Annotated in this window: 16 protein-coding genes and 1 tRNA gene; 5 read left to right on the plus strand and 12 right to left on the minus strand. The window is 34.5% G+C overall.

Annotated features, from left to right (window positions below):
* Window positions 1-38 precede the first annotated feature (38 nt).
* On the plus strand, window positions 39-2,180 hold the full coding sequence (locus DXU93_RS08825; protein WP_116880921.1) for a hypothetical protein: 2,142 nt from the start codon (window positions 39-41) through the stop codon (window positions 2,178-2,180).
* A 73-nt stretch (window positions 2,181-2,253) separates the two neighbouring features.
* Here DXU93_RS08825 and DXU93_RS08830 read toward each other — a convergent pair whose 3' ends face one another.
* The 4 genes from DXU93_RS08830 to DXU93_RS08845 all read right to left on the minus strand — a co-directional run bounded on the left by DXU93_RS08830 (window position 2,254) and on the right by DXU93_RS08845 (window position 7,103).
* Window positions 2,254-2,952 (minus strand): CoA transferase subunit A, encoded by a 699-nt coding sequence (locus tag DXU93_RS08830; RefSeq protein ID WP_116880922.1) that lies wholly within the window; start codon window positions 2,950-2,952, stop codon window positions 2,254-2,256.
* Window positions 2,953-2,963: 11 nt separating this feature from the next.
* Complete coding sequence (locus DXU93_RS08835; protein WP_116880923.1) at window positions 2,964-5,495, minus strand: transglycosylase domain-containing protein; 2,532 nt, start codon at window positions 5,493-5,495, stop codon at window positions 2,964-2,966.
* Between the two features lie 165 nt (window positions 5,496-5,660).
* A complete protein-coding gene (locus DXU93_RS08840) occupies window positions 5,661-6,413 on the minus strand; it encodes a uroporphyrinogen-III synthase (RefSeq protein WP_116880924.1) in 753 nt (250 codons plus the stop codon).
* Between the two features lie 36 nt (window positions 6,414-6,449).
* Complete coding sequence (locus tag DXU93_RS08845; protein ID WP_116880925.1) at window positions 6,450-7,103, minus strand: DUF4271 domain-containing protein; 654 nt, start codon at window positions 7,101-7,103, stop codon at window positions 6,450-6,452.
* Between the two features lie 157 nt (window positions 7,104-7,260).
* Here DXU93_RS08845 and DXU93_RS08850 point away from each other — a divergent pair, with 157 nt between their 5' ends.
* Window positions 7,261-8,460 (plus strand): acyl-CoA dehydrogenase family protein, encoded by a 1,200-nt coding sequence (locus DXU93_RS08850; RefSeq protein ID WP_116880926.1) that lies wholly within the window; start codon window positions 7,261-7,263, stop codon window positions 8,458-8,460.
* A 211-nt stretch (window positions 8,461-8,671) separates the two neighbouring features.
* Window positions 8,672-8,745, plus strand: a tRNA-Ile gene (locus tag DXU93_RS08855).
* Between the two features lie 692 nt (window positions 8,746-9,437).
* Here DXU93_RS08855 and DXU93_RS08865 read toward each other — a convergent pair.
* From DXU93_RS08865 to DXU93_RS08890, 6 genes are all read right to left on the minus strand, one after another.
* Window positions 9,438-10,145, minus strand: a complete 708-nt coding sequence (locus DXU93_RS08865; RefSeq protein ID WP_116880928.1) for an energy transducer TonB — start codon at window positions 10,143-10,145, stop codon at window positions 9,438-9,440.
* Between the two features lie 98 nt (window positions 10,146-10,243).
* Window positions 10,244-10,933 (minus strand): response regulator transcription factor, encoded by a 690-nt coding sequence (locus tag DXU93_RS08870; protein ID WP_116880929.1) that lies wholly within the window; start codon window positions 10,931-10,933, stop codon window positions 10,244-10,246.
* Entirely contained in the window at window positions 10,926-12,554 is a 1,629-nt protein-coding gene (locus DXU93_RS08875; RefSeq protein ID WP_123776094.1) for a sensor histidine kinase, read from the minus strand. The genes DXU93_RS08870 and DXU93_RS08875 overlap by 8 nt, the downstream gene beginning before the upstream one ends.
* A 176-nt stretch (window positions 12,555-12,730) precedes the next feature.
* Complete coding sequence (locus DXU93_RS08880; RefSeq protein WP_116880931.1) at window positions 12,731-13,744, minus strand: radical SAM/SPASM domain-containing protein; 1,014 nt, start codon at window positions 13,742-13,744, stop codon at window positions 12,731-12,733.
* A gap of 52 nt (window positions 13,745-13,796) precedes the next feature.
* Entirely contained in the window at window positions 13,797-16,196 is a 2,400-nt protein-coding gene (locus DXU93_RS08885) for a DUF5686 family protein (protein ID WP_116880932.1), read from the minus strand.
* 2 nt (window positions 16,197-16,198) lie between these two features.
* Entirely contained in the window at window positions 16,199-17,290 is a 1,092-nt protein-coding gene (locus tag DXU93_RS08890; protein ID WP_116880933.1) for a peptidylprolyl isomerase, read from the minus strand.
* Between the two features lie 217 nt (window positions 17,291-17,507).
* Between DXU93_RS08890 and DXU93_RS08895 the strand changes: the two genes are divergently transcribed.
* A complete protein-coding gene (locus DXU93_RS08895) occupies window positions 17,508-18,626 on the plus strand; it encodes a glycosyltransferase (protein ID WP_116880934.1) in 1,119 nt (372 codons plus the stop codon).
* 206 nt (window positions 18,627-18,832) lie between these two features.
* A complete protein-coding gene (locus DXU93_RS08900; RefSeq protein WP_116880935.1) occupies window positions 18,833-19,795 on the plus strand; it encodes an OmpA family protein in 963 nt (320 codons plus the stop codon).
* Between the two features lie 179 nt (window positions 19,796-19,974).
* On the opposite strand, the gene DXU93_RS08905 is transcribed toward DXU93_RS08900, so the two are convergent.
* Both DXU93_RS08905 and DXU93_RS08910 read right to left on the minus strand, forming a co-directional pair.
* Window positions 19,975-20,778, minus strand: coding sequence for an ABC transporter permease (locus DXU93_RS08905; RefSeq protein WP_116880936.1), 804 nt, complete (start codon window positions 20,776-20,778; stop codon window positions 19,975-19,977).
* The gene (locus tag DXU93_RS08910) at window positions 20,775-21,671 is read right to left on the minus strand and encodes an ABC transporter ATP-binding protein (protein ID WP_116880937.1); all 897 of its coding nucleotides are present in this window, start codon (window positions 21,669-21,671) and stop codon (window positions 20,775-20,777) included. The genes DXU93_RS08905 and DXU93_RS08910 overlap by 4 nt, the downstream gene beginning before the upstream one ends.
* Window positions 21,672-21,703 lie beyond the last annotated feature (32 nt).

Here is a 21,703-nt window from a genome sequence, read left to right on the forward strand (position 1 = left end):
TTGATTCTGATCATTATCTTTGCATTAAAACGAATAGAATGAGTAATTTTAAACATAGGTATTTCATTTTCAATCTAATCTTACTTTTTTTCGTCATTCCGTTTAAATCTCAAGGTCAAATTAGTTCAGAAAAAATCAGGTTATTCTCTCAATTTTCTGAAGTCCAACTAATGATTGATACAAATATTTACAAATACACTTTAGATCGCATATACATCGAAAACGAATGGAAACTACCTTTCGAATATTCAGATCCTGAACCAACTGTTGAATTCAGGGTATTTCCTAGAGGTATTGTAGAGGGTGAACCACAATGGAAGTTAACACCAAGTAATGATTATCAAATTTTAGATTCACTTAGTTTAAACGCAGAAGGTTACTATCAATTTAAAGTTAAATTTGCTGATCTCACAGACATCAGTTTTTTGAAAATTCAATTGGAACGTGAGGGCAAAGTACTATCTATACCTCTTTTCCAACACACCCATACTTACGCAACAATATACCCTGGTGAAAGTGATCTTTATATTGGAGATGAAAAAACATTTGAACTCGTTACAAATCACCCTGAAAACATAGTCATCGATCCATTATGGAAACAAAAAGATGGGTATGAATTTAGAATTCACCGCAGTGATGGAAAAATTTGGATATCATTTATTCCCACTGAAACGGGAAATATAGAAATGGACTTTGTCATTAAGCTATATAGACCAAATTTAACTGGTAGAAGAGCTAAATACACCTTAGAAAAACAATCTTTCAATTTCAATGTAAAGGGATCAAGATTAAAGTTCTTGACCTTCGAAGATAAAGAAGTTATTTGGGAAAGAAACAATACAAAAGGAATTGAGTTACAAATTGACAATCACAGATTTCTAGCCATCAACAAAACTTATAGACTAGAAGCTACAGATCAAAAAGGAGGACCATTAATTGCCGAGCTTTATACTGTAAGACGATTAAGCAATGATAAAGTTTTGTGTATGTTTAGACCATACAATTATCACAAAATATCAACTGGCTATCTTTACATAAAAGATGGTGATGCACCTAAATTCATTACCAATATCAATATCTTACCTGAGCCAAAAATCAATCAAGTAAGTATTCTAAGACAAGGTGGAAGTTGGGTAAAATCTAGGCAAGTATACCCAGGAGAAGTTGTTGAAATCAGACTAGAAGGAGAAGGCTTAAGTAGAACTGATTTTCAATTTGAAGATTTAATAGACATTTCTAATGATAGCTTAATTAAAAACGAATCTGTAGCACATTATTTATTAAAGGTTCCAATTGATATTAGAAAGAAAAGTATCAATATATATTCTGGAAACAAGAAAACCGGAGTAATGTTAGACATCATAGAATATCAACGTCCGAAAGAACTTGATTTTGTGATTATTGAATATGGTGGAACACCCGTAGTTGCAAAGGATGCTACACAACCGATCCTACATGAGTCAACAATAGGAGATGTAAACATTCAGTTTGACAATCAATACATTGATGATGCTTTTGAACTTTATGGAAAACAGTTTTTAGAGATTGAAGTACGTATCACAGACAATAATAACAAGTTAGTTGAGAAACAAATAATTGATGACATTGTAGTTTGTCCTGGATCAAACTCTCCAAGGAGCTTTTCTTATACAAGCTCAACGGGATGCATGAATCAACCCATTTCCATTAATGATTATCTTTCTAACAAGACACATGCAATGGAAGATTGGGCGAAAATAGAACTCATTATTAAACACAGGAAGAACATATACGGTGGACAAGGATACACCAGTCGTGTAGAGATCATAAAATCAAAATATGTCACGTTTGATGTTGATTTATCTATTCCAGCAGGATTAATCATCAAGAAAGTTGGAGAACCTGGATTTCCTGGGCTAAGTGGTATTTCTATTTCGATGTTAGCTCAATTCTCTTTTTATCAACGTGATGAAATTCAGAAATTACGTCCCTTCAAAATTGGTTCTGGATTTTTAGCTAAGAACGCATTTAATTTCAATGAAAATGCAGAAAGAGATTTAGGAATTGTTGTCTTAGGCTCTGTATATCCAACGACAAAAAACCGAAGATTTAGTTTCCCCTTATATGCAGGAATGGGATATTTTTTGAATGAGTCTAAATTCTTCTTTTTGATTGGACCCGGAGTGAGTATCAACTTCTAAAACATATAAAATAGAACGCAAAAAAAGCAGTACTCCAATTGAAGTACTGCAATATCAACTCTATAGTATTTCCTTAGTCTTTTTGACGAACTGTCACTTTTTCAATACGCTTTTCAAACTTATCTCCTTGAAAAATACGTTGAACGAAAATTCCAGGTGTATGAATTTCATTTGGATCAAGCTCACCAGCTGGAACTAGTTCTTCAACCTCAGCAATTGTGATTTTACCCGCCATTGCCATTACAGGATTAAAGTTTCTTGCCGTTCCTTTATAAATCAAGTTTCCTTCAGTATCACCTTTCCATGCTTTTACAATTGCATAGTCTGCTGTTAATGCCGTTTCTAAAATATGAGGCTTACCATCAAAATCACGTACTTCTTTTCCTTCGGCTACTTCAGTTCCATAACCTGCAGGAGTAAAGAAAGCTGGTATCCCAACACCTCCAGCACGACATCTTTCAGCCAAAGAACCTTGAGGAATTAAGTCTACTTCTAATTCTCCTGACAACATTTGACGTTCAAACTCATCATTTTCACCAACGTAAGAAGAAATCATTTTTTTAATTTGTTTCTTTTGTAGCAACAAACCTAAACCAAAATCATCAACACCTGCATTATTAGAGATACAAGTTAAATCATTCACTTCTTTCTTCACTAATTCAGCGATAGAGTTTTCTGGAATACCACATAATCCGAAACCTCCGAGCATTAAAGTCATACCAGATTCAATACCTTCGCATGCTTTTTCTACGTTATCAACTGTTTTTTTCATATATTTTCTTTTTAAATACTCAATTCTGGCAATAGCTCTTTGTCTTCTCCTTTATTTTCGCCATTGCAATTGTATAATGAATTTTCATATCCATAAGGTTTCTCAAATTCTTCAGTTGATATATGAATATTAGGATCTTTATAAACCTTCTGCATCATATATCCATAAATTGGTAGTGCTAATCTAGCACCTTGCCCCCATTGCATTGAACGAAAACGTACAGCCATATCTTCAGCTCCTACCCACACACCAGTAACCAAATCAGGAGTTAAGCCCATAAACCAACCATCAGAATTGTTTTGAGTTGTACCTGTTTTACCCGCTGTTGGTTGTGTTACACCACCCCAGTCACCACGCCAAGTTCCTCTCAAACTTGCTCCTGTTCCTGAAGTCACCACTTTTCGCATCATGCTTAAAGTTGCATAAGCCAATTCTTCTGACATTGCTTCTCTGGCATTTGGCGTATGATCATACACCACATTTCCATTTCTATCTTCGATTCTTACGATTGAAGTTGGTTCGGTATAAATTCCTCCATTTACAAATGCAGATTGTGCACCAACCATTTCAAGTAAAGACAAGTCCATCACTCCTAAACACATAGCAGGAACGATATCTTGTTCACGGATCTCAATATTCAAATCCCTCATTAATTTGGCTACTGCTCTAGGTCCTGCAACACCTCCCATTTTTGCCATTACAGCAACTGTGATATTATTCATCGAATTAGCCAATCCTTCTTCAAAAGCAACAGGCTCACCTTTCATTTTTGAACCAGAGTTTTTTGGACACCATTGTGTCATATCTTGAACACCAGATCCAGTTTGAACATCAACACAGTAGGAAATATTTGGTGTTGTTTCACAAGGTGTGATTACACCAAACTGCATCCCTGCAGAGTAGATAAATGGTTTAATTGTTGAACCTACTTGTCGCTTTCCTTGAGCAACGTGATCATAGGCAAAATGATTAATATCAGGACCACCTACCCACGCTTTGATGAAGCCAGTTTGAGGTTCAATTGACACCAATCCTGCACGCATAATATTTTTATAATAGCGAATAGAATCATTTGGAGTCATCACCGTATCAATATCACCATTCCAAGAAAACACTTTCATATCTATTGGCTTATCGAAGGAAGCAATGGCTTCTTTTTCAGACACTCCATTTCTACGTAAACTACGGTATCTTGTAGAACGTTTTCGTGCACTATTCATTAAGTTTTCAATCGTATTTTCCTTAATATCATAAGCAAAAGGAAATTTATCCGTTCGTTTATTATTCTTAGTAAATGGTTCTTGAATGTTTTTCTTCAAATGCTTTTTCAGTGCATTTTCGGCATGCCTTTGAATATCAACATTAATCGTTGTAAAAATCTTCAATCCATCACTATAAATATTATAGCGCTCTCCATTTGGTTTTTGATATTTATACTCACCATCTTCATTCTTTTCGTTGAGAATATCAGTGATTTCACCTCTTAATGATTCTCTAAAGTAAGGTGCTAATCCTTCTTTGTGATCTACAGACTGATAATCAGTAACAATAGGCAAAGCTTTTAAACTATCATATTCGGCTTTTGTAATTGTACTGGTTAAAGCTGGATTATTTTTTGAGGAGTTTTCATACCACTTGTAAAGTACAGTATTTCTTCTATTTACAGCACGTAAAGAGTCAGCCTCTCTTTCCTGTGCCATTTGCTCTTCAGTAACTTTATCTTTTGAAATATTTAATCGGGCAGACAACCTACCAGAGTAATCCTTCACTGTAAAACCATAGGGATTATATAACCCTGGATTTTTACACATCCCAACTAGAATTGCGGCTTCTTCTTTATTTAAATCCGCTGCAGTTTTATTAAAATACACCTTTGCTGCACTTGATATTCCCACTGCGTTTTGCAAGAAATCAAATTGATTAAGGTACATCGTTAAAATCTCTTTCTTCGTATAACGTTGTTCTAGGCGCAATGCAATCACATTTTCCTTTACCTTCTCATAAAGTCTTCTTTCGATTCCGCTCATCCTAGAAATACGTTCTTCTTCCTCTGTTTGACCTAAGCCTTGAGCACGAGCAGCTCTTTTTTCTTCACGTTCTTTAAAGGTGAAAATCAACTTTGCCAACTGTTGCGTAACAGTAGAAGCACCTCCAGCCTCTCCCATATTTGCTATGGCACGACCAACAGCTTTAACATCAATTCCTGAATGTTCAATATAGCGCTCATCTTCAGTCGAAATCAAAGCTGAAATGACATATGGTGAAATTTCATTGTAAGGCACGCTGGTTCTATTGATCGCCCAGTATTTTCCTAATTCCGACACCCCATCATCAGCAAAGATTGTAGTTGCCAATAACTCCTCTTGATTTTCTAGTGTGGATACGGAAGGTAACGATTCACTATCTGTTTGAACATAACGTAAAAAAAGGATGAACCAAAGTGGTGTTAAACCAAGAATCCAAAACAAAATAATCAAAAATCTTGAGAATGGTTTTGAAAATTTCTTCCTTTCTTTTTTTTCTTTAGTTTCTTTTTTTGCCATCAGTTTTTATTATGAAAAGTTAAATTTAATCATATTTACGATAATCAATAAATGCCAGCGTTAGAATTATACTTTTTTTGTAAAAATGCCTGAAAAATTAAAAAATTAGCACAAAAAAAATCGCCTCATTTACACAAGGCGATTTCATTTTACGATTGTATCTTTTTATTTCTTTTTCTTCTTTGCTTCCTTGATGTAATGCTCAATTGCCATTGACATTGAAGGCAAATTAGGCTGTGGAGCATGAATATCTAATTTCAAATTATTGTCAACGATTGCTTTTGCAGTAGTTGGACCAAACGCAGCAATTAAAGTATCATTTTGCTTAAAGTCTGGGAAATTCTTCAATAACGATTCAATTCCTGATGGTGAGAAAAACACCAAAACATCGTATTGAACACTTTCTAAATCAGACAAGTCAGAAGCTACTGTTCTATACAATACCACTTTAGAGTAGTTAATTTTTTCCTTATCTAAAGTTCTTGGAATACTCTCTCTTAAAATATCTGAACAAGGGAGTAAAAACTTTTCTTTTTTATGCTTCTTAATTGCATCAATTAAATCATCAATTCTTTGCTTTCCATGGAAAATCTTACGTTTTCTGTAGGTCACATATTTTTGTAGGTAGTAGGCTACAGCTTCTGAAATACAGAAATACTTCATAGAAGTAGGCACTTCAAAACGACATTCTTCAGCCATTCTAAAATAATGATCAACAGCAGTTTTTGATGTTAAAATTACAGCATTATGATCAGAGAAATTTACTTTCTGAGATCTGAACTCAGCTTTATCAACACCTTCTACATGAATAAACGGTCTGAAATCAACTTGTAGGTCATAGTCCTCAGCAAGTGATAAATACGGATTCTTACTTGTTTCCGGTTCCGGTTGTGATACTAAAATCGTTTTTATACTCAAAACTAAGCAGTCTTTAATTCTTATAAATAGTACGAATTATCTAATGAAATTAGGCGATAGAACAAGGTAACCTACCATGATCGGCCAAATTTCCAAGGCGCAAAGGTACAAAATTATATAGAACCACAATACTTTATTATGAATAGCCATAAAGATTCCTCTAACTAACCTTATGATATAAAACAGTATAACCACATAAAACAAGCATTTTGGCATATATTGCGATAAATCAGGGTTAAGAATCCAGATAATTAGTAATGGAATGATAACAATCCCTAGAATGTGTGTGATAAAATTTAACAGGATAATATTCTCCCTTACTTTCAAATATTCACCACTAATGAAATTCACAAAGTAAAGACTAAATAGTTGAAAAAAATAGATTGAAGCAGGTAGAAAAACCATCCAATATGCTGTTCTATCAAAGTATAGCAACACCATATAAATTGCTAAACCAGAAACAACAAAGTAATTGAGCAACATCAAATAGTTGGTAAGGTTTCTAAAACTCAAGTTTTCTTTGGCTTCGGGCAAGGTAGAAGGCGGTTTAAAAAAGGCTGCTTTCATTTGAGCAAACACCATTTCTTTTTGACTTTTTATTGCAGAAAGTACAATGATTGTTGCCAACAAAGCATAAATCAACCAATGTGGAAAGAACTCTTCCCTTAATGTCAATGCTATATCTTTCATTTCACTTTACTATAAAAAAAGTCTCAATAGATTTTAAACTCGATTTACTTTAATCAACCACAAAATTAAGAAAATATAAGTTGCTATTTTTCTAATTAGTTTAATCATTGAATAAACAAGATAAATCGTTAAATTTACATCGAAAAAAAAATTGACTATGAAATCAGATTTATATACACACCCAGATTATTACGCATTAGACGATCTATTAACAGACGAACATAAACTTATACGTGACACTGCAAGAGACTGGGTCAAAAAAGAAATGTCTCCAATTATTGATGAGCATTATGAAAATGCAACTTTCCCAATGCACATCTTAAGTGGATTAGGTGAAATTGGTGCATTTGGACCTTACATCCCTGAGGAATATGGAGGTCCAGGTTTAGACCAAATTTCTTATGGTTTAATCATGCAAGAATTAGAAAGATGTGATAGTGGATTGAGATCTACTGCATCTGTTCAAAGTTCTCTTGTGATGTATCCAATTTGGAAATATGGTTCTGAAGAACAAAAGCAAAAGTATTTGCCAAAGATGGCCACAGGAGAAATGATTGGTTGTTTCGGTCTAACGGAACCTGATTATGGCTCTGATCCTGGAGGAATGGTAACCAACTTCAAAGATATGGGTGACCATTATTTATTGAATGGCGCTAAAATGTGGATTTCAAACGCACCATTTGCTGATGTTGCTGTTGTTTGGGCGAAAAACGAAGAAGGAAGAATTCACGGATTACTCGTAGAACGAGGAATGGAAGGTTTCTCTACACCAGAAATGCATGGAAAATTATCATTGCGTGCTTCTGCAACTGGAGAATTGATTTTTGATAATGTAAAGGTTCCTAAAGAAAACTTACTTCCTGGAAGAAGTGGACTTGGGGCTCCACTATCTTGTTTAGATTCTGCACGTTTTGGAATTGCATGGGGAGCACTTGGTGCAGCAATGGATTGTTATGATCAAGCATTGCGATACTCAAAAGAAAGAAAGCAATTTAATGTTCCAATTGGCGCTTTCCAATTGATGCAGAAAAAACTAGCTGAAATGATTACAGAAATTACAAAAGCCCAATTATTGACATACCGATTAGGTCAGTTGAGAAACGAAGGTAAAGCAACTTCTGCTCAAATTTCAATGGCGAAACGTAATAATGTAGAAATCGCATTAAACATCGCCAGAGAAGCAAGACAAATGCATGGTGGAATGGGAATCACTTCAGAATACTCAATGATGCGCCACATGGCTAACCTTGAATCTGTTGTAACTTATGAAGGAACACACGACATTCACCTTTTAATTACAGGAATGGATGTAACTGGAATTCCAGCTTTTACGCGTGAGATGCCAACCAAAAAATAGGCTTTGCAAGAAGTTTGTTCAAAGCCGTAGCTTTTATATATAATTGAAAGAGCGGAACATTTGTTTCGCTCTTTTTTGTTTTATCTTTTTACCTTCTGCTCAGACAGATTGAGAATAAAAAACATTTTTTTCATTTATTATTGCAATTAATCTAGGATAATATTATTTTTGCAATCGCTTTGTATCAAACACAAGGCAATTAGTTAAAACCGGTCCTATAACTCAGCTGGTTAGAGTATCTGACTCATAATCAGAAAGTCCCTGGTTCGAGTCCAGGTGGGACCACAAGTCAGTATTGAGAGAAGAGAGTGAGTACAGAAGTACTTACTCTTTTTTTATGCGGTAAAGTTTGGTTTTACCGCAAAGTTCGCGGAGGTTTCGCAGCGGTTGAGTTCGCTAAGTTTTTCACTTGCAGTGAAATTGATTCACCTGTATGCTCAAAACTCTTGCTCAAAACTGATTCTGGTGTTCACTCTTTTTTTATGTGTTAAAGTTGGACGAGAAATTTGGTTTTACCGCAAAGTGCGCGGAGGTTGCGCAAAGTAAAGCAGAGGTTATGCTCGATAAGTTTTTCACTTGCAATGAAGTTTGTTTAACCCTCTATGCTAAATACTCTTGCTCAAAACTGATTCTGGTGTTTGCTCTTTTTTTATGCGGTAATGTTGGACGAGAAGCTTGGTTTTACCGCAAAGTTCGCGGAGGTTTCGCAGAGATCGAGTTCGCTAAGTTTTTCACTTGCAGCGAAGTTGGTTTACCTGTATGCTCAAAACTCTTGCTCAAGACTGTTTCTGGTGTTTGCTCTTTTTTTATGTGTTAAAGTTGGACGAGAAATTTGGTTTTACCGCAAAGTGCGCGGAGGTTGCGCAGAGGTGTGCAGTGGTTTGTAAGATCAAAACTGATTGTTAGTAATTGACATAAAAGAAAAGGCTCACATGTTTCCATGTAAGCCTTATATCATTATTATTTCCTTAAATTAACTATTGAAGAATGAAATTAATTTTCACAATTTTAGTTGAGCGAACATATTCTCCATCTTTAATTCCAGGTTTCCATTTAGGTGAAGATTTTACAACGCGTTTAGCTTCTTTCTGAAGCGCATAAGGAAGTGATTTATTCTTCACTTCAACATCTGTAATTGTTCCATCAACTTCAACAACAAATCCAACATAAGCTGTTCCTGATTCTCCAGCTACAATACTCATTTCAGGGTAAACAAGCGTTTTGCTTAAGAAAGTCCTCCAATTTCCTTGAAACTGTGCATCATAATCAGGAAAGTCGACTACTTTCCCTAATTCTGGAGCTGGTCCAGGGTCAACATCAAAATTACCAGAAGTAATTGATTTCAGTTGCTTTGATGTAACAGCCAGCTGAGTGTTCTTATTGGTGTTTTTTACTTTCTTGAGCTGATTCAATAAATCTAATGAAAAGACAGGTGTAGTTGGTTCTACCCTTGTTTGAACCTTTACTACCTTAGGCACTTCAACAATAGGTTCTGCTTCTTTCTCTTCGATCATAACTGGCAGGTCGACTGCTTCTTCAACACGTAGTTTTTTCTCCTTGATTTCTACTGGAGTTCGATAAGTGAAGGCCATTAAGGTTGCTGATCCAACAATAAATAAACCCAATTGAAAAAATACTTTTCTTTTGGATTCTAAATCGAGTTTTGGGTTTTTTCTTTTCATCATAACATTAAAATTTAATAGTGATGATGAATACTAAGCAAATTCTTTACCAAACTCTAGAGGTAAAGAATTTGCTGGGCTTAGTGATAAATTTACAGAGATTATTGATCAAGCAATTTAAAGCCTTTACCATGAATATTCATGATCTCAATTTTTTCATCGGCTTTCAATATTTTTCTCAATTTAGCGATATAGACATCCATGCTTCGTCCGTTAAAGTAATTGTCATCACCCCATATTGAACGTAAAGCGGCTTGTCTATCCAAAATTTGATTTTTGTTTTTCGCTAAAAGCTTAAGCAATTGACTTTCTTTGGTTGTCAATTTCACTTCTTCTTCATCTATATTAATTACTCTTTTCATTGGATCGAAGATAAAACGACCGATTTCAAAAGTATCATCCAATACCTCATCACCATCAGTTGTACGTTTCAAAATAGCTTCAACACGTGCTACCAACTCCTCCATACTGAATGGCTTTGTGAGGTAATCGTCTGCACCAAGTGAAAAAGCTTCTAATTTATCTTCTTTCATTGCTTTTGCAGTCAAGAACAAAATTGGAACTTTTTTATCAATTGTTCTTACTTCTTTTGCTACAGAAAAACCATCTAATTCTGGCATCATTACATCCAAAATTAAAAAGTGGTAATTTCCTTCATTAAATTTCTCTAATGCTTGTTTACCATCTCTAGCAAGGTCAACTTCATATCCCTTTGCCTTTATGTAAGATTCTAATAACATTCCCAAGTTATTGTCATCTTCACTCAATAGAATTTTTACTTTATCACTCATTTTCCTTAGATTTATTTATGATTAAAACGAAGCTTGACCCTTCGCCAAATTTACTTTTAACACTTATATTCCATCCCTGAACATCAGCAATGGCTTTTACATAATTCAGACCTAATCCATAACCTTTTACGTTATGAACGTTTCCTGTTGGCACACGATATAACTTATCAAAAATCTTATCTAAATGCTCATTTTTAATTCCTATTCCTTTATCTTGAACTGTTAAACGATATTTTTCATCCGAGAGTTTTTCAGTTTTTACTAAAATATCAACCTCTTTCTTACTGTATTTAATCGCATTGTCCACAAGATTTGAAACCAGATTATTCGTATGGACTTCATCACCAATAAAAGGCATCAAACCAGATGCTTGTTCCAATCGAATTCCTCCATTTTGAATTCTGATTTTAGACTTAGAAACTACACGAGAAACAATTTCGTTTAGCTCTAATTCATCTTGCTTCATCTTGATATCACCACGATCTAAAACTGCTGTTTTCAAGATTTGTTCAACAAGACCTCCCAGACGTTTATTTTCCTCACTAATCATTTTTATAAAAGGAGTCACCGTTGTCATATCATTGTTGGTCATATCCTTATCTGAAAGTGCTTCACAGGCCAAAGAAATCGTACTAATCGGTGTCTTGAACTCATGGGTCATATTCGAGATAAAATCATTTTTCACCTCTGCCAACCTCCTTTGATGAAGGATGGTTTTAAACATGACTACAAATGACAGCACAACCAACAAAACGAGTAAAATACTTACCGTAAGTGTTAACCACATTTCATTGAAAAGCACAGTATTCTTTTTCGGGAAGTAAACATGCAAGTTCAATTCTTCATCAAAAATATTACCTGGGAAAAGACGAACCTCCTTTGTTTTAGAAGTATCAATCTTTAAATTGTATCGATCTGTATACGACGGAAATTCTATAATTTCATCATCTTCATTAAAAATAGCATAATTGAAAGTTGTTTTTAGTCCTTCAACTTCAAATGTTTTCGAGATCATTGAATCCAAGAAAGCCAAATTTATTCTTTCAGCAGGTGCTGTTCCTCCATTATTTCTAAAGGCTGAAACCATCAACTCATTGATGTACTTCGATTTTTTGAACAAACTATTGACCACACGCTTATCTAACTGGAAGGCCAAATCATTTGGATTACCTTCATCATCTTTCTTCGCTCCTTCTTTCACATAAGAAGCCAACTCGCTAATGTCTCTAGCCAAAACGCTGTGCTTCGCAGTAACGTGTGTCAGAGAGTCGTATGAATCTCCTTCTATTTGTAGGTATTTCACATCTCTACCGTTCTCATAAATAATTGTGTCCTTTATGGATACGGATTCTTGAACAGGCACGAGATTTTGAAACTCTTGTTTTAAGGCTTGCTTATATTGTCCACTAAAATCTTTTCCAAAAAATGAAGTATATCTTTTGAGATCAGATGCCTTTTCATGACGAATCACTACTTTAGACAATACATTTTCCATCTGATTATTAAGTTCTTCTGACTTCTTTTCATACAATTGAAAAGCTTGATACAACTGCAACACAACGAGTGTTAACAAGGCGGTACTGATCAGTATGATGATATGTTTTAATTGTATTTTCCTCACTTCAAATATCTAAATTAACTGTTAACCCGTCACTACACCCAAGCTTAACCTTTTTTAACACCATGAAAAACCACTATAAAATGAATTTACAGGAACATTAGAAATGTGTAATAGGTTTAAAATATCTCCTTAAAATTAAAAAAAATAATGGATTGAAGGTGCGTTTTAAGGATGAACTATGTCCACACTTTTGTTCCTTCTGAACAGTTTTTGCAAATATCAATTTTAGAGCGATCAGAAAACACTTGATTTCTGAAATCTTTATAGCTTTTAGCTTTCCAAAGTGTCTTAAAATCGTTTTGAAGCACATCGCCCAAAACATGTTTTGCATCTTTATCAAAACAGCATGGAACAACCTTTCCATCCCAAGTGAGTACAGTTGATGACCACATTCTCCAGCATTGGTTCTTCAAAGCATATTTACTCTTATATGTACCGTCCTTCATTTTTTTATAACGGGCATATTTTTCATTTTTAGGCATCAATGGATTACCGTTTTTATAATCGTAAAGTTGGGCGGTTTTCAACCTTACTTCATCAACACCTAAAGATTTACCTAGCTTAAATACCTCATCTGTTTCATGTTCATTAGGTGCAACAACTAAAAACTGAAAAATCAAATGTGGAGTATTGCTTTTAAGTTTTTTCTTCGCGGCAATCATATGTTTCGTTCCGCTGATTACTTTTTCCAACTTCCCTCGTTTTCTATATTGAGCGTAAGTTTCTTGGGTCAATCCATCAATGGAAATAATCATGCGATCTAATCCCGACAATACTATTTCTTCAGCTTTTTCGGGTGTAATAAAATGGGCATTTGTAGAAGTTGCTGTATAGATTTTTCGTTTATGTGCAGCAGAAATTAGCGTTAAAAAATTAGGATGTAAAAAGGGCTCACCTTGAAAATAGTAATTGATATAAAATAACTGTTTTCCCAATTGATCAAGCATTTTTTCATGATCCTCAAGATCTAGTCTTCCCGTTGCTCGAGTAAATTGTTTTAATCCACTGGGACATTCGGGACATCCTAAATTACATGCTGTTGTAGGCTCTATACTCGCTGAAAAAGGCAAACCTTTGGCATTCACACGATTGAAGTTTTTAGCCAAAAAATATGAATAATAGAGTTTGATCAAATTCCAGCTTCGAAGCACTGAAAACTTTTTAAGTATATTGATTTGATCCTTCCACATTACCCACAAAGTTAAATATAAGCCAAAGACTAAACAAAGTGGAGCTCACTTCTTATAAAAAGTTTAATCGCACGGAAACCTTATAAAAGAAATTGTCTTTTGTTTCAGCAAAAGCATGTTTTCCATAACGGTAGAATGTACCTAACCCAAATCCTAATGGACCGAGTTTAATTACATAATCTGCAATTACCCCAGTTTCAAAATAACCTTTATCTGGTGTTTTAAAATCAAATCCTTTATGATCTGTTCTGTTTGACATTTCACCATATCCAGCTGCATTATGAATCACAAAAACAGGTTCCGACCAAGATGATTTATTCTTAATTGGCAAAAAGCTATATCGTGCGAATAATGCAGAATATTTATCCGTGTAAAACTCTGTTGGCCCCATTGTTTCAAAGGTATTGGATACTGATAAAGTATAGTTTATTCCCGTTCCTTCAACAAACTGTTGCAACATTAGCGGAACATTTCCATACGTTAATCCACATTTACTCACCAATTGAATTTTTCCAGCTCCTCTAATGGTAAAATCTTGATGTACCATAAAATTTAGACGGTAATAATCATAATTTGCATCAAAAATACCACTTTGTCCTTTCACCGCTTTAAGGGTTAATTTTGGCCACTTTGTACCGAGTGATACTCTTCGATTTTCAAGCATCATGATGCGTTCTCGAATATTCCAATTGATGACCACACCAGCCTCGGCAATATCAAATTGACTTTGTGTTCCGTTTTGTGAAAACAAAGGCGCATAATAGTATCCGTCTGAAATTTTAAAGCGTTTATAATTGGCAAACACTTGAACTTTCAAGTTTTGTCGAACCAATCCACTCAAATTAACTCCTGCAACACGCTCTCTATCCATCAAACTCACAAAGAAATCTCTGTAAATTCCTTGTTCTGTTAAATTAAATGAATTACTGTAATAATCAGTGTTTCCACGCTCGTGAACATCGTCTTTGTAGAGGAATTTCAACTTAATGTTTCGTTTCTGATTCAATGTAAAATTCACACTTCCTCCTCCTTTCCATTCTTTATCATTTGTTCCGTAAGCGAAATATCCGGCCGCACCAAAAACCTTACTCAGTCTATAATTGGTTTCCAATCCTAATCCTAAACGCAAACCTTCGTAGCGATTAAAATAGGCCACTTGCCAGACTGGAATATTGAAAATTCCTGCTGGTATTTTTCCGGTAGTGACTACTTTTCCAAAAAACACAAGTTTATCTAAATTAGCTTCACTTGCTACGCTATCAATAACTTTGTAGGTTTCACCTTCTTTTCCAGATGCTGTATTTCCGCGTACTTCGTGTAAACTTAGGGAATCCCTTAGCGCACCTTCCTCTACCTCTACAGAAACAGGACTAAACAATTTAAAATCGGGTTCTCTAAATTCAACGTCGTTGATATAAACAGAACTTCTTCCAATTAATTCAACAGCCCCTTCAATTTCAATTCCACTGAAGCCAAGGATCGTACTAATTTTAGAAGGGAACCATTTTTTATTGGCCGTCATTTTATATTCTTGAATGATTTTTACATTCACAATTCCACTCGCTTCATGTGGCTCCGCAATCACTCTTTCAATGGCCCAACTACTTGAACGCACGTATAAATATCCTTCCAAACCATCAAAATTCTTCCCTTTTCGTGGTCGAAACTTAATCGTGTATGTTGTATCTTGGTCTTGATGTACAACGGTATCTTCAAGGATGAATAAATAACGACGTAACCCTCCTGGAGCAATTGGGTTAATATAACTGTCTTGATTCAATTCAAAATCATTTGCATAAAATGAAAAAGATTGAAATTGATTGACAAGTGTAGCAAACATAGGATCCTTTACACCTGAAACATTGTAAGACTTTATTACTTCTTTGTCATAGTTTGGTGGTGAAAAAGTTCGTTCTGCTTTCGTTTCTGTTAAGAAAATGTATTGTTTATCAAGAAATTCAAGGGCATCAATTGTAGATGTATCTGTTATTGTATCACGCAATATTCCTTCCTCCAACTCTCCTGTTACATATAATTTCGAATATGAATTATAAGTAAATGCGTCATTTCGCATTGGATCATTATCCTTCTTCTTGTCCATCACATTTTGTATGATACGATGAGCCGGATTTTCTCCTGGTTTTATGACTACTTCATCGTAAACTTGTGCATCTGGTGATAGAAAAACAATAGGATTGTCAATCAAGTCTGCTCCCTTAACAATGGTATCGCTGTATTCAAAGAATCTGAAAATATAAACACTAGAAGCTTTAATTTCAATGCTTTGCTTCCCATCAATATCAGTAACAAATGTTTTAGATCGATCTTCAATAATCTTGGTGAAAGCTACTGGAGTTTTAGAATGAGCATCTAAAACCTGTACCTGCGTTTTTTGAGCGTAAAATGAATTCGACAAACAAAATAACACAAACAATAACAGCGTATTTTTCATCCTTATTTAGTCAGTTTTAAAACTTCAATCTTGAAAATCAAATCAGAATATGGTGGAATAGTTGGTCTACGTCCATTTTTTCCATACGCTAAGTAGTAAGGAATATATAAATCGATTTTAGTTCCTTCTTTACTCAATCCTACTCCTTCATTAAATCCAGGAATCAAACTCATCTCAAGATAATTAAATTCAAGTGGTTTATTTCTGTCATAAGAAGAGTCAAACTTCTTTCCAAAAACCAATTCACCATGATAATGCAAACTTACCTTATCACCTTTTTTAGCCAATTCTCCTTCCCCTTCTTCACGTATTACGTAAACTAAACCTGATTCAGTTTGAATAGCTTCTGGCTCCATTTCTTTAACTAAATCGTAAAAATAAGTTTTGTATTCTTCTTTTGATTTGGCTTTCGCTTCAATTAAACGCACTTTATTTTGAGCTTGTAATTTCTCCATTCTCAAACGCTCTTTTTCAACCTCAGCCTTCTTGATTTCATACTCTGTTTCAAAGATTTTTGAAGCATTATAAAACCATTTGTATTTTAAGCCTTTACGAATGATTTCAATTTTTTTTATGGTATCTCCTTGGTCAATTGCATCCACAACATCTTGACCTTCCATTACCTGACCAAAAACTGTATGTTTACCATTCAAATGTGGTGTGGCTTTGTGCGTAATGAAAAACTGACTTCCATTAGTGTTTGGACCAGCATTCGCCATAGATAGAGATCCTTTTGTGTGTGGAATTCCATTATCTGCCTCATCCCAAAACTTATATCCAGGGTTTCCGTTTCCACCTCCTGTAGGGTCGCCTCCTTGAATCATGAAATTATCAATCACTCGGTGAAAAACAATACCATCATAAAATGGCTCTTTGATTTTAATAGAATCGAAAACCTTTAACTTTCCTTCTGCTAAACCTACAAAGTTAGCGACAGTTAAGGGCGCTTCATCTTGATGCAACTCAAGAAAAATATCTCCTTTATTTGTTGAAATGTTAGCATAGATACCTTTTTCCAGATCTAAATCTTTACTCTGTGAGTATGAAAAACCAGAAAAAATGATTGCAAAAACAGCAGTAATTAATAATCTCATAATAATCTTTTAGTAACGCAAAAATAAGAAAACTCTTTATTTAAACCATATATAATTCAGCTCATTAAATGTTAGTGATTTAACCAAAAATTGATTCAATCTATTCTATGTGAATTAAAAGTGCCAATAGGCGTGATTAACCTTCGATCTTGAATCTACGAAACTTTCCTATAGGACAAAAGACAAATTTACTTGCTAAATCCTTACTTTTGAAGCAATGAAATCGAAGAAAGTAATTGTTTCTGTTACCAATGACCTTTATACTGACCAAAGGGTACATAAAGTATGTAGTTTTCTTCATGAAAACGGCTACAACGTACTATTGATAGGAAGAGAACTAAAAAACAGCAAAGAAATAACAGACCGTCCATACCGTATAAAACGTTTTAAACTCGTTTTTACGAAGGGCGCTTTGTTCTATGCCACCTATAATTTGAGACTTTTTTGGTTCCTAATCTTTCAAAAGTTTGACCTTTTATTGAGCAATGATTTGGATACTTTACTGGCCAATTATTGTGCGCACAAATTCAATAGAAAATCGAGATTGGTATATGACACACATGAATTATTCACCGAAGTTCCAGAATTAACAGCTAGACCAAAAGTAAGGGCGGTTTGGTTAAAAATTGAAGAATGGATTTTCCCAAAACTCGAAGATGTTTACACCGTAAATGAATCAATCGCTGCAATTTATTCGCAAAAATACAAGAAGAAGGTGCATGTGGTTAGAAACGTTTCTAAACTTTGGAAGCCCGAAACAATAATGAGTAAAACTGAATTGGACTTACCTATAGACCGTCACATTATTATTTTGCAAGGTTCAGGAATCAATGTTGATCGAGGAGCTGAAGAAGCAGTTATGGCAATGCAACAAGTTGAAAATGCACTTTTCATTATTGTTGGAAGTGGCGATGTCATTCCTGATTTAAAAAAAATGGTTGAAACTCATCATTTAGAAGAAAAGGTAAAGTTTATAGGTCGCGTTCCCTACAACACCATGATGAATTACACTTATCATGCAGACCTTGGATTAAGTTTAGATAAGGACACTAATTCAAATTATAAATACTCTTTGCCCAATAAAATTTTCGATTATATCCATACGGAAACTCCGGTAATTAGTTCAAATTTGGTTGAGTTGAAACGTGTGATTGAAAAGCACAATGTAGGAAGAATTATTCATGAGCACAGCGCAAACGGAGTTGCTGAAAGCATTAACACTATTTTGAGAGATCCAGATTTATTGAGAGTTCTAAAAGAAAACTGTATTAAGGCCGCTCATGTCGAGAATTGGGAACATGAAAGTAAAGTCTTAAAAAAGATATATTTGAATTAACCAAGTAATTTAATTTTAACAAAGTTGAATTCAATACCACGATAGAAATCAAGTTCAACTTTCATAAAATGACATGCAAAGCTATATAGTAGTGTCATTCCAAATTTCCAAAGTCAACAATCAACTGTTTAAAATTATAGCACCATCAATGAAAAATCAATCCAAACATTATCGAACTTTACATCAAATGTATCATTAAAGAAATTATGCGATCAATATTTGGAGTGTTAGTTATGGCGTTTGTTATGGGATCTTGTGTTCCAGCGAAGAAATACAACGATTTATTAGCCAAGGAGCAAAACTGTGCTGAAGAATTGAAGAAATATAAAACTTCATCATTAGATTATGAAGCGCGATTAAAAACAGCACAAGCAAGAGCAGAAATCATGCAAAAAGATGTTGTTCAGTTAAAGGCAGACACTTCAACTTTAGGGAATAAATACCGTGCATTGCAAGCCAAATACAAACAATCCGTATCAATGGGTGAATCTTTTGAAGAGCAACTGGATAAAATCAAAGATAGTGATGCAAAACATTTAGCCAGAATGCGTTCTGAATTGGAAGCAAAAATTATTGAAACACAAAGAAAGGAAGATGCTTTAATGGCTGCCGAAAAAGAATTAAAAAACAAGCAAATTTTATTGGCCGAAAGAGAGCAAAGGGTAAAAGAATTAGAGGAAATCATTTCACGTCAAGAAACTGCAGTTAAAGCTCTTGAGATGAAAATCGCACAAGCACTTCGTGGATTTGAGAACAAAGGATTGAAGGTAGAAGAGCGCAATGGCAAAATCTATGTTAGTCTAGAAGCCAAGCTATTATTTGCCTCAGGAAGTACAAAAGTAGAAGCTGAAGGAAAGAAAGCGATTATCGAATTGGCAAGAGCTGTTGAGGGAGACGACGATTTAGAGATCATTGTAGAAGGCCATACAGATACAGATGCTTTATCAAGTGCTAGTCACCCAAAAAACAACTGGGAACTTTCTGTTTTAAGATCAACATCGGTGGTTTCTATTATGACAGAAAACACGAACATTAATCCAATGATTCTTTCTGCATCAGGACGTTCTGAGTATCATCCTATTGATCCAAATGACAAAGCAAAAAACCGTAGAATTGAAGTAATCATTGCGCCAAAGTTAGACGCTTTATTTGAGTTGATTTCAGAATAAGAAATAATTGAAAAAGGTACTGAATACTTTAATTGAACAAGTACAATATTGTTTATAAGGTGGCCACACTGTGATTAGTAGTAAACAACTATTTTCTACAATTGAATCACGCATCGAATTCACTGTGAAACATCACATTGCTGTTCTTGACATTGGTATTAACAGAACTTGATCAGAACCTACAAATCTCTATCGTGTAGAATAAAGTAGGAAACCATAAAGAAAAGAAACATATATCCACAGCAAACAGCGAGGTTAATTGGTGTATCCAAAATAACTGGAACATTTCCACTTCTTTGCTGTCCGGCTTCAACAACCTCTTTTAAAATGGGAAAAGGCGTTAACTTGGAAAAGGCGTTCAATGGCATATATGCATAGACCGTTTGAAATCCATTAAAAGAAAAGGACACACCGATTATCGTTTCCACCATGAAGGAAAGAATAAAAAGAATAATGGCTACTGCAGTTTTCTTAACGAGTACAGCAATAAAAAAGGCAAAGCTGAAATAACACAAAGTCTGCAAAAAATAAGCTCCAATAATTTCAAGTCCTTCAGTAAAAGGCAGTCCATCAGTTGAATTGACCAATCCGAAAATAAGCCCAGTGGCAAAAGTGTATAGGGTTATAATCAAGGCAAAAACTAATACAACCAAAAACTTACTGAAAATTGCCTTTGGCAAGGAGAGTCCGTCAATTAAATGTTGGCGAAAGGTTTTAAAATTAAATTCATTGGTAATGATAATCACTGCTAAAACACCCATCAAAATATTAAAATAACTGGCTGAATAGGTTGCAATTTCCCATATATAAGGAAAAATAAAAGGCTTCCAAAATGGAGGCAATAATACCGCCATAAAATTAGTGATGAATGAAGAAATAGTATAAATCACCACAGGTAAAACCAAGAAGTAAATAAAGAATATTACCTGAAGAGATTTAAGTTTCCTAAGTTTAAGGAATTCAATTTTGAGTAGTTGTTTCATGAGCTTACGATTTCTAAGAATGTGGATTCAAGATTTTTTCTATGAAGACTTAAAGAACTTAAGTAGATTCCTTTTTCTGCAAATATTTTATTGACCTCGGCATTTGTACGCTCCTCACCTACACTGATCAAAATTTCTCCTGACAAATCTTTAATGTATTTAAATTCTGGTATTTCTTCAATAGCATTCAACAGCTCTTCTCGATTATCCGAATTCACACACAATAATTTGTCTTGAATCAGAATTTCTTCCAATGTTGCCTCTTTGATTAACTTTCCACTTTTGAGGATGGCCACATGTGTACACACTTTCTCAATTTCATCTAGAATATGGGAAGCAATAATGATGGTTTTACCAGTTGATGCAACATCTAAAATAAGTGAGCGAATCTCTGCTATCCCCTGAGGATCTAACCCATTGGTTGGTTCATCTAATACCAATACCTCCGGATCGGCAAGTAATGCACTTGCAATGGCGAGTCTTTGCTTCATTCCGAGTGAAAAAGTCTTGAATTTGGCAGACTTTCGTTTCCATAAGTCAACTCTTCTTAGCACCGTTTCAATTCTATCACTGACATTATCCATAGATTTTATTTCCGCAACAATTTTTAAATTGTCAACAGCATTCAAGTAAGGATAAAAATTTGGGGTTTCTAATAAAGCTCCGATGTTTTTCCGGTTTTCATCTCTTTGATTATTTCCAAACCAATTGAATTTACCATTATCCGGTTTAATTACACCAAGTAATATTCCAAGTGTTGTCGTCTTTCCGCTTCCATTGGGTCCAAGTAGACCGTATACTTGTCCTTTCTTTACAGTAATATTTAAATCTTGTAAAGCCTGAACATTCTTGTACGATTTACTTAAACTATTGGTTTTTAATATATCGGCCATTATTGCAGTGTTTCTTATAAAATTAAATTTTT

This window comes from Brumimicrobium aurantiacum (assembly GCF_003402975.1).
Classification (GTDB): domain Bacteria; phylum Bacteroidota; class Bacteroidia; order Flavobacteriales_D; family Crocinitomicaceae; genus Brumimicrobium; species Brumimicrobium aurantiacum.

What these genes read in the sequence shown, in the direction of transcription:
- DXU93_RS08830 (WP_116880922.1), bottom strand. Translation starts at nt 2,952, where the DNA reads ATGAAAAAAACAGTTGATAACGTAGAAAAAGCATGCGAAGGTATTGAA.
- DXU93_RS08890 (WP_116880933.1), bottom strand. Translation starts at nt 17,290, where the DNA reads ATGAGATTATTAATTACTGCTGTTTTTGCAATCATTTTTTCTGGTTTT.
- DXU93_RS08865 (WP_116880928.1), bottom strand. Translation starts at nt 10,145, where the DNA reads ATGATGAAAAGAAAAAACCCAAAACTCGATTTAGAATCCAAAAGAAAA.
- DXU93_RS08900 (WP_116880935.1), top strand. Translation starts at nt 18,833, where the DNA reads ATGCGATCAATATTTGGAGTGTTAGTTATGGCGTTTGTTATGGGATCT.
- DXU93_RS08895 (WP_116880934.1), top strand. Translation starts at nt 17,508, where the DNA reads ATGAAATCGAAGAAAGTAATTGTTTCTGTTACCAATGACCTTTATACT.
- DXU93_RS08845 (WP_116880925.1), bottom strand. Translation starts at nt 7,103, where the DNA reads ATGAAAGATATAGCATTGACATTAAGGGAAGAGTTCTTTCCACATTGG.
- DXU93_RS08905 (WP_116880936.1), bottom strand. Translation starts at nt 20,778, where the DNA reads ATGAAACAACTACTCAAAATTGAATTCCTTAAACTTAGGAAACTTAAA.
- DXU93_RS08835 (WP_116880923.1), bottom strand. Translation starts at nt 5,495, where the DNA reads ATGGCAAAAAAAGAAACTAAAGAAAAAAAAGAAAGGAAGAAATTTTCA.
- DXU93_RS08870 (WP_116880929.1), bottom strand. Translation starts at nt 10,933, where the DNA reads ATGAGTGATAAAGTAAAAATTCTATTGAGTGAAGATGACAATAACTTG.
- DXU93_RS08885 (WP_116880932.1), bottom strand. Translation starts at nt 16,196, where the DNA reads ATGAAAAATACGCTGTTATTGTTTGTGTTATTTTGTTTGTCGAATTCA.
- DXU93_RS08880 (WP_116880931.1), bottom strand. Translation starts at nt 13,744, where the DNA reads ATGTGGAAGGATCAAATCAATATACTTAAAAAGTTTTCAGTGCTTCGA.
- DXU93_RS08825 (WP_116880921.1), top strand. Translation starts at nt 39, where the DNA reads ATGAGTAATTTTAAACATAGGTATTTCATTTTCAATCTAATCTTACTT.
- DXU93_RS08910 (WP_116880937.1), bottom strand. Translation starts at nt 21,671, where the DNA reads ATGGCCGATATATTAAAAACCAATAGTTTAAGTAAATCGTACAAGAAT.
- DXU93_RS08850 (WP_116880926.1), top strand. Translation starts at nt 7,261, where the DNA reads ATGAAATCAGATTTATATACACACCCAGATTATTACGCATTAGACGAT.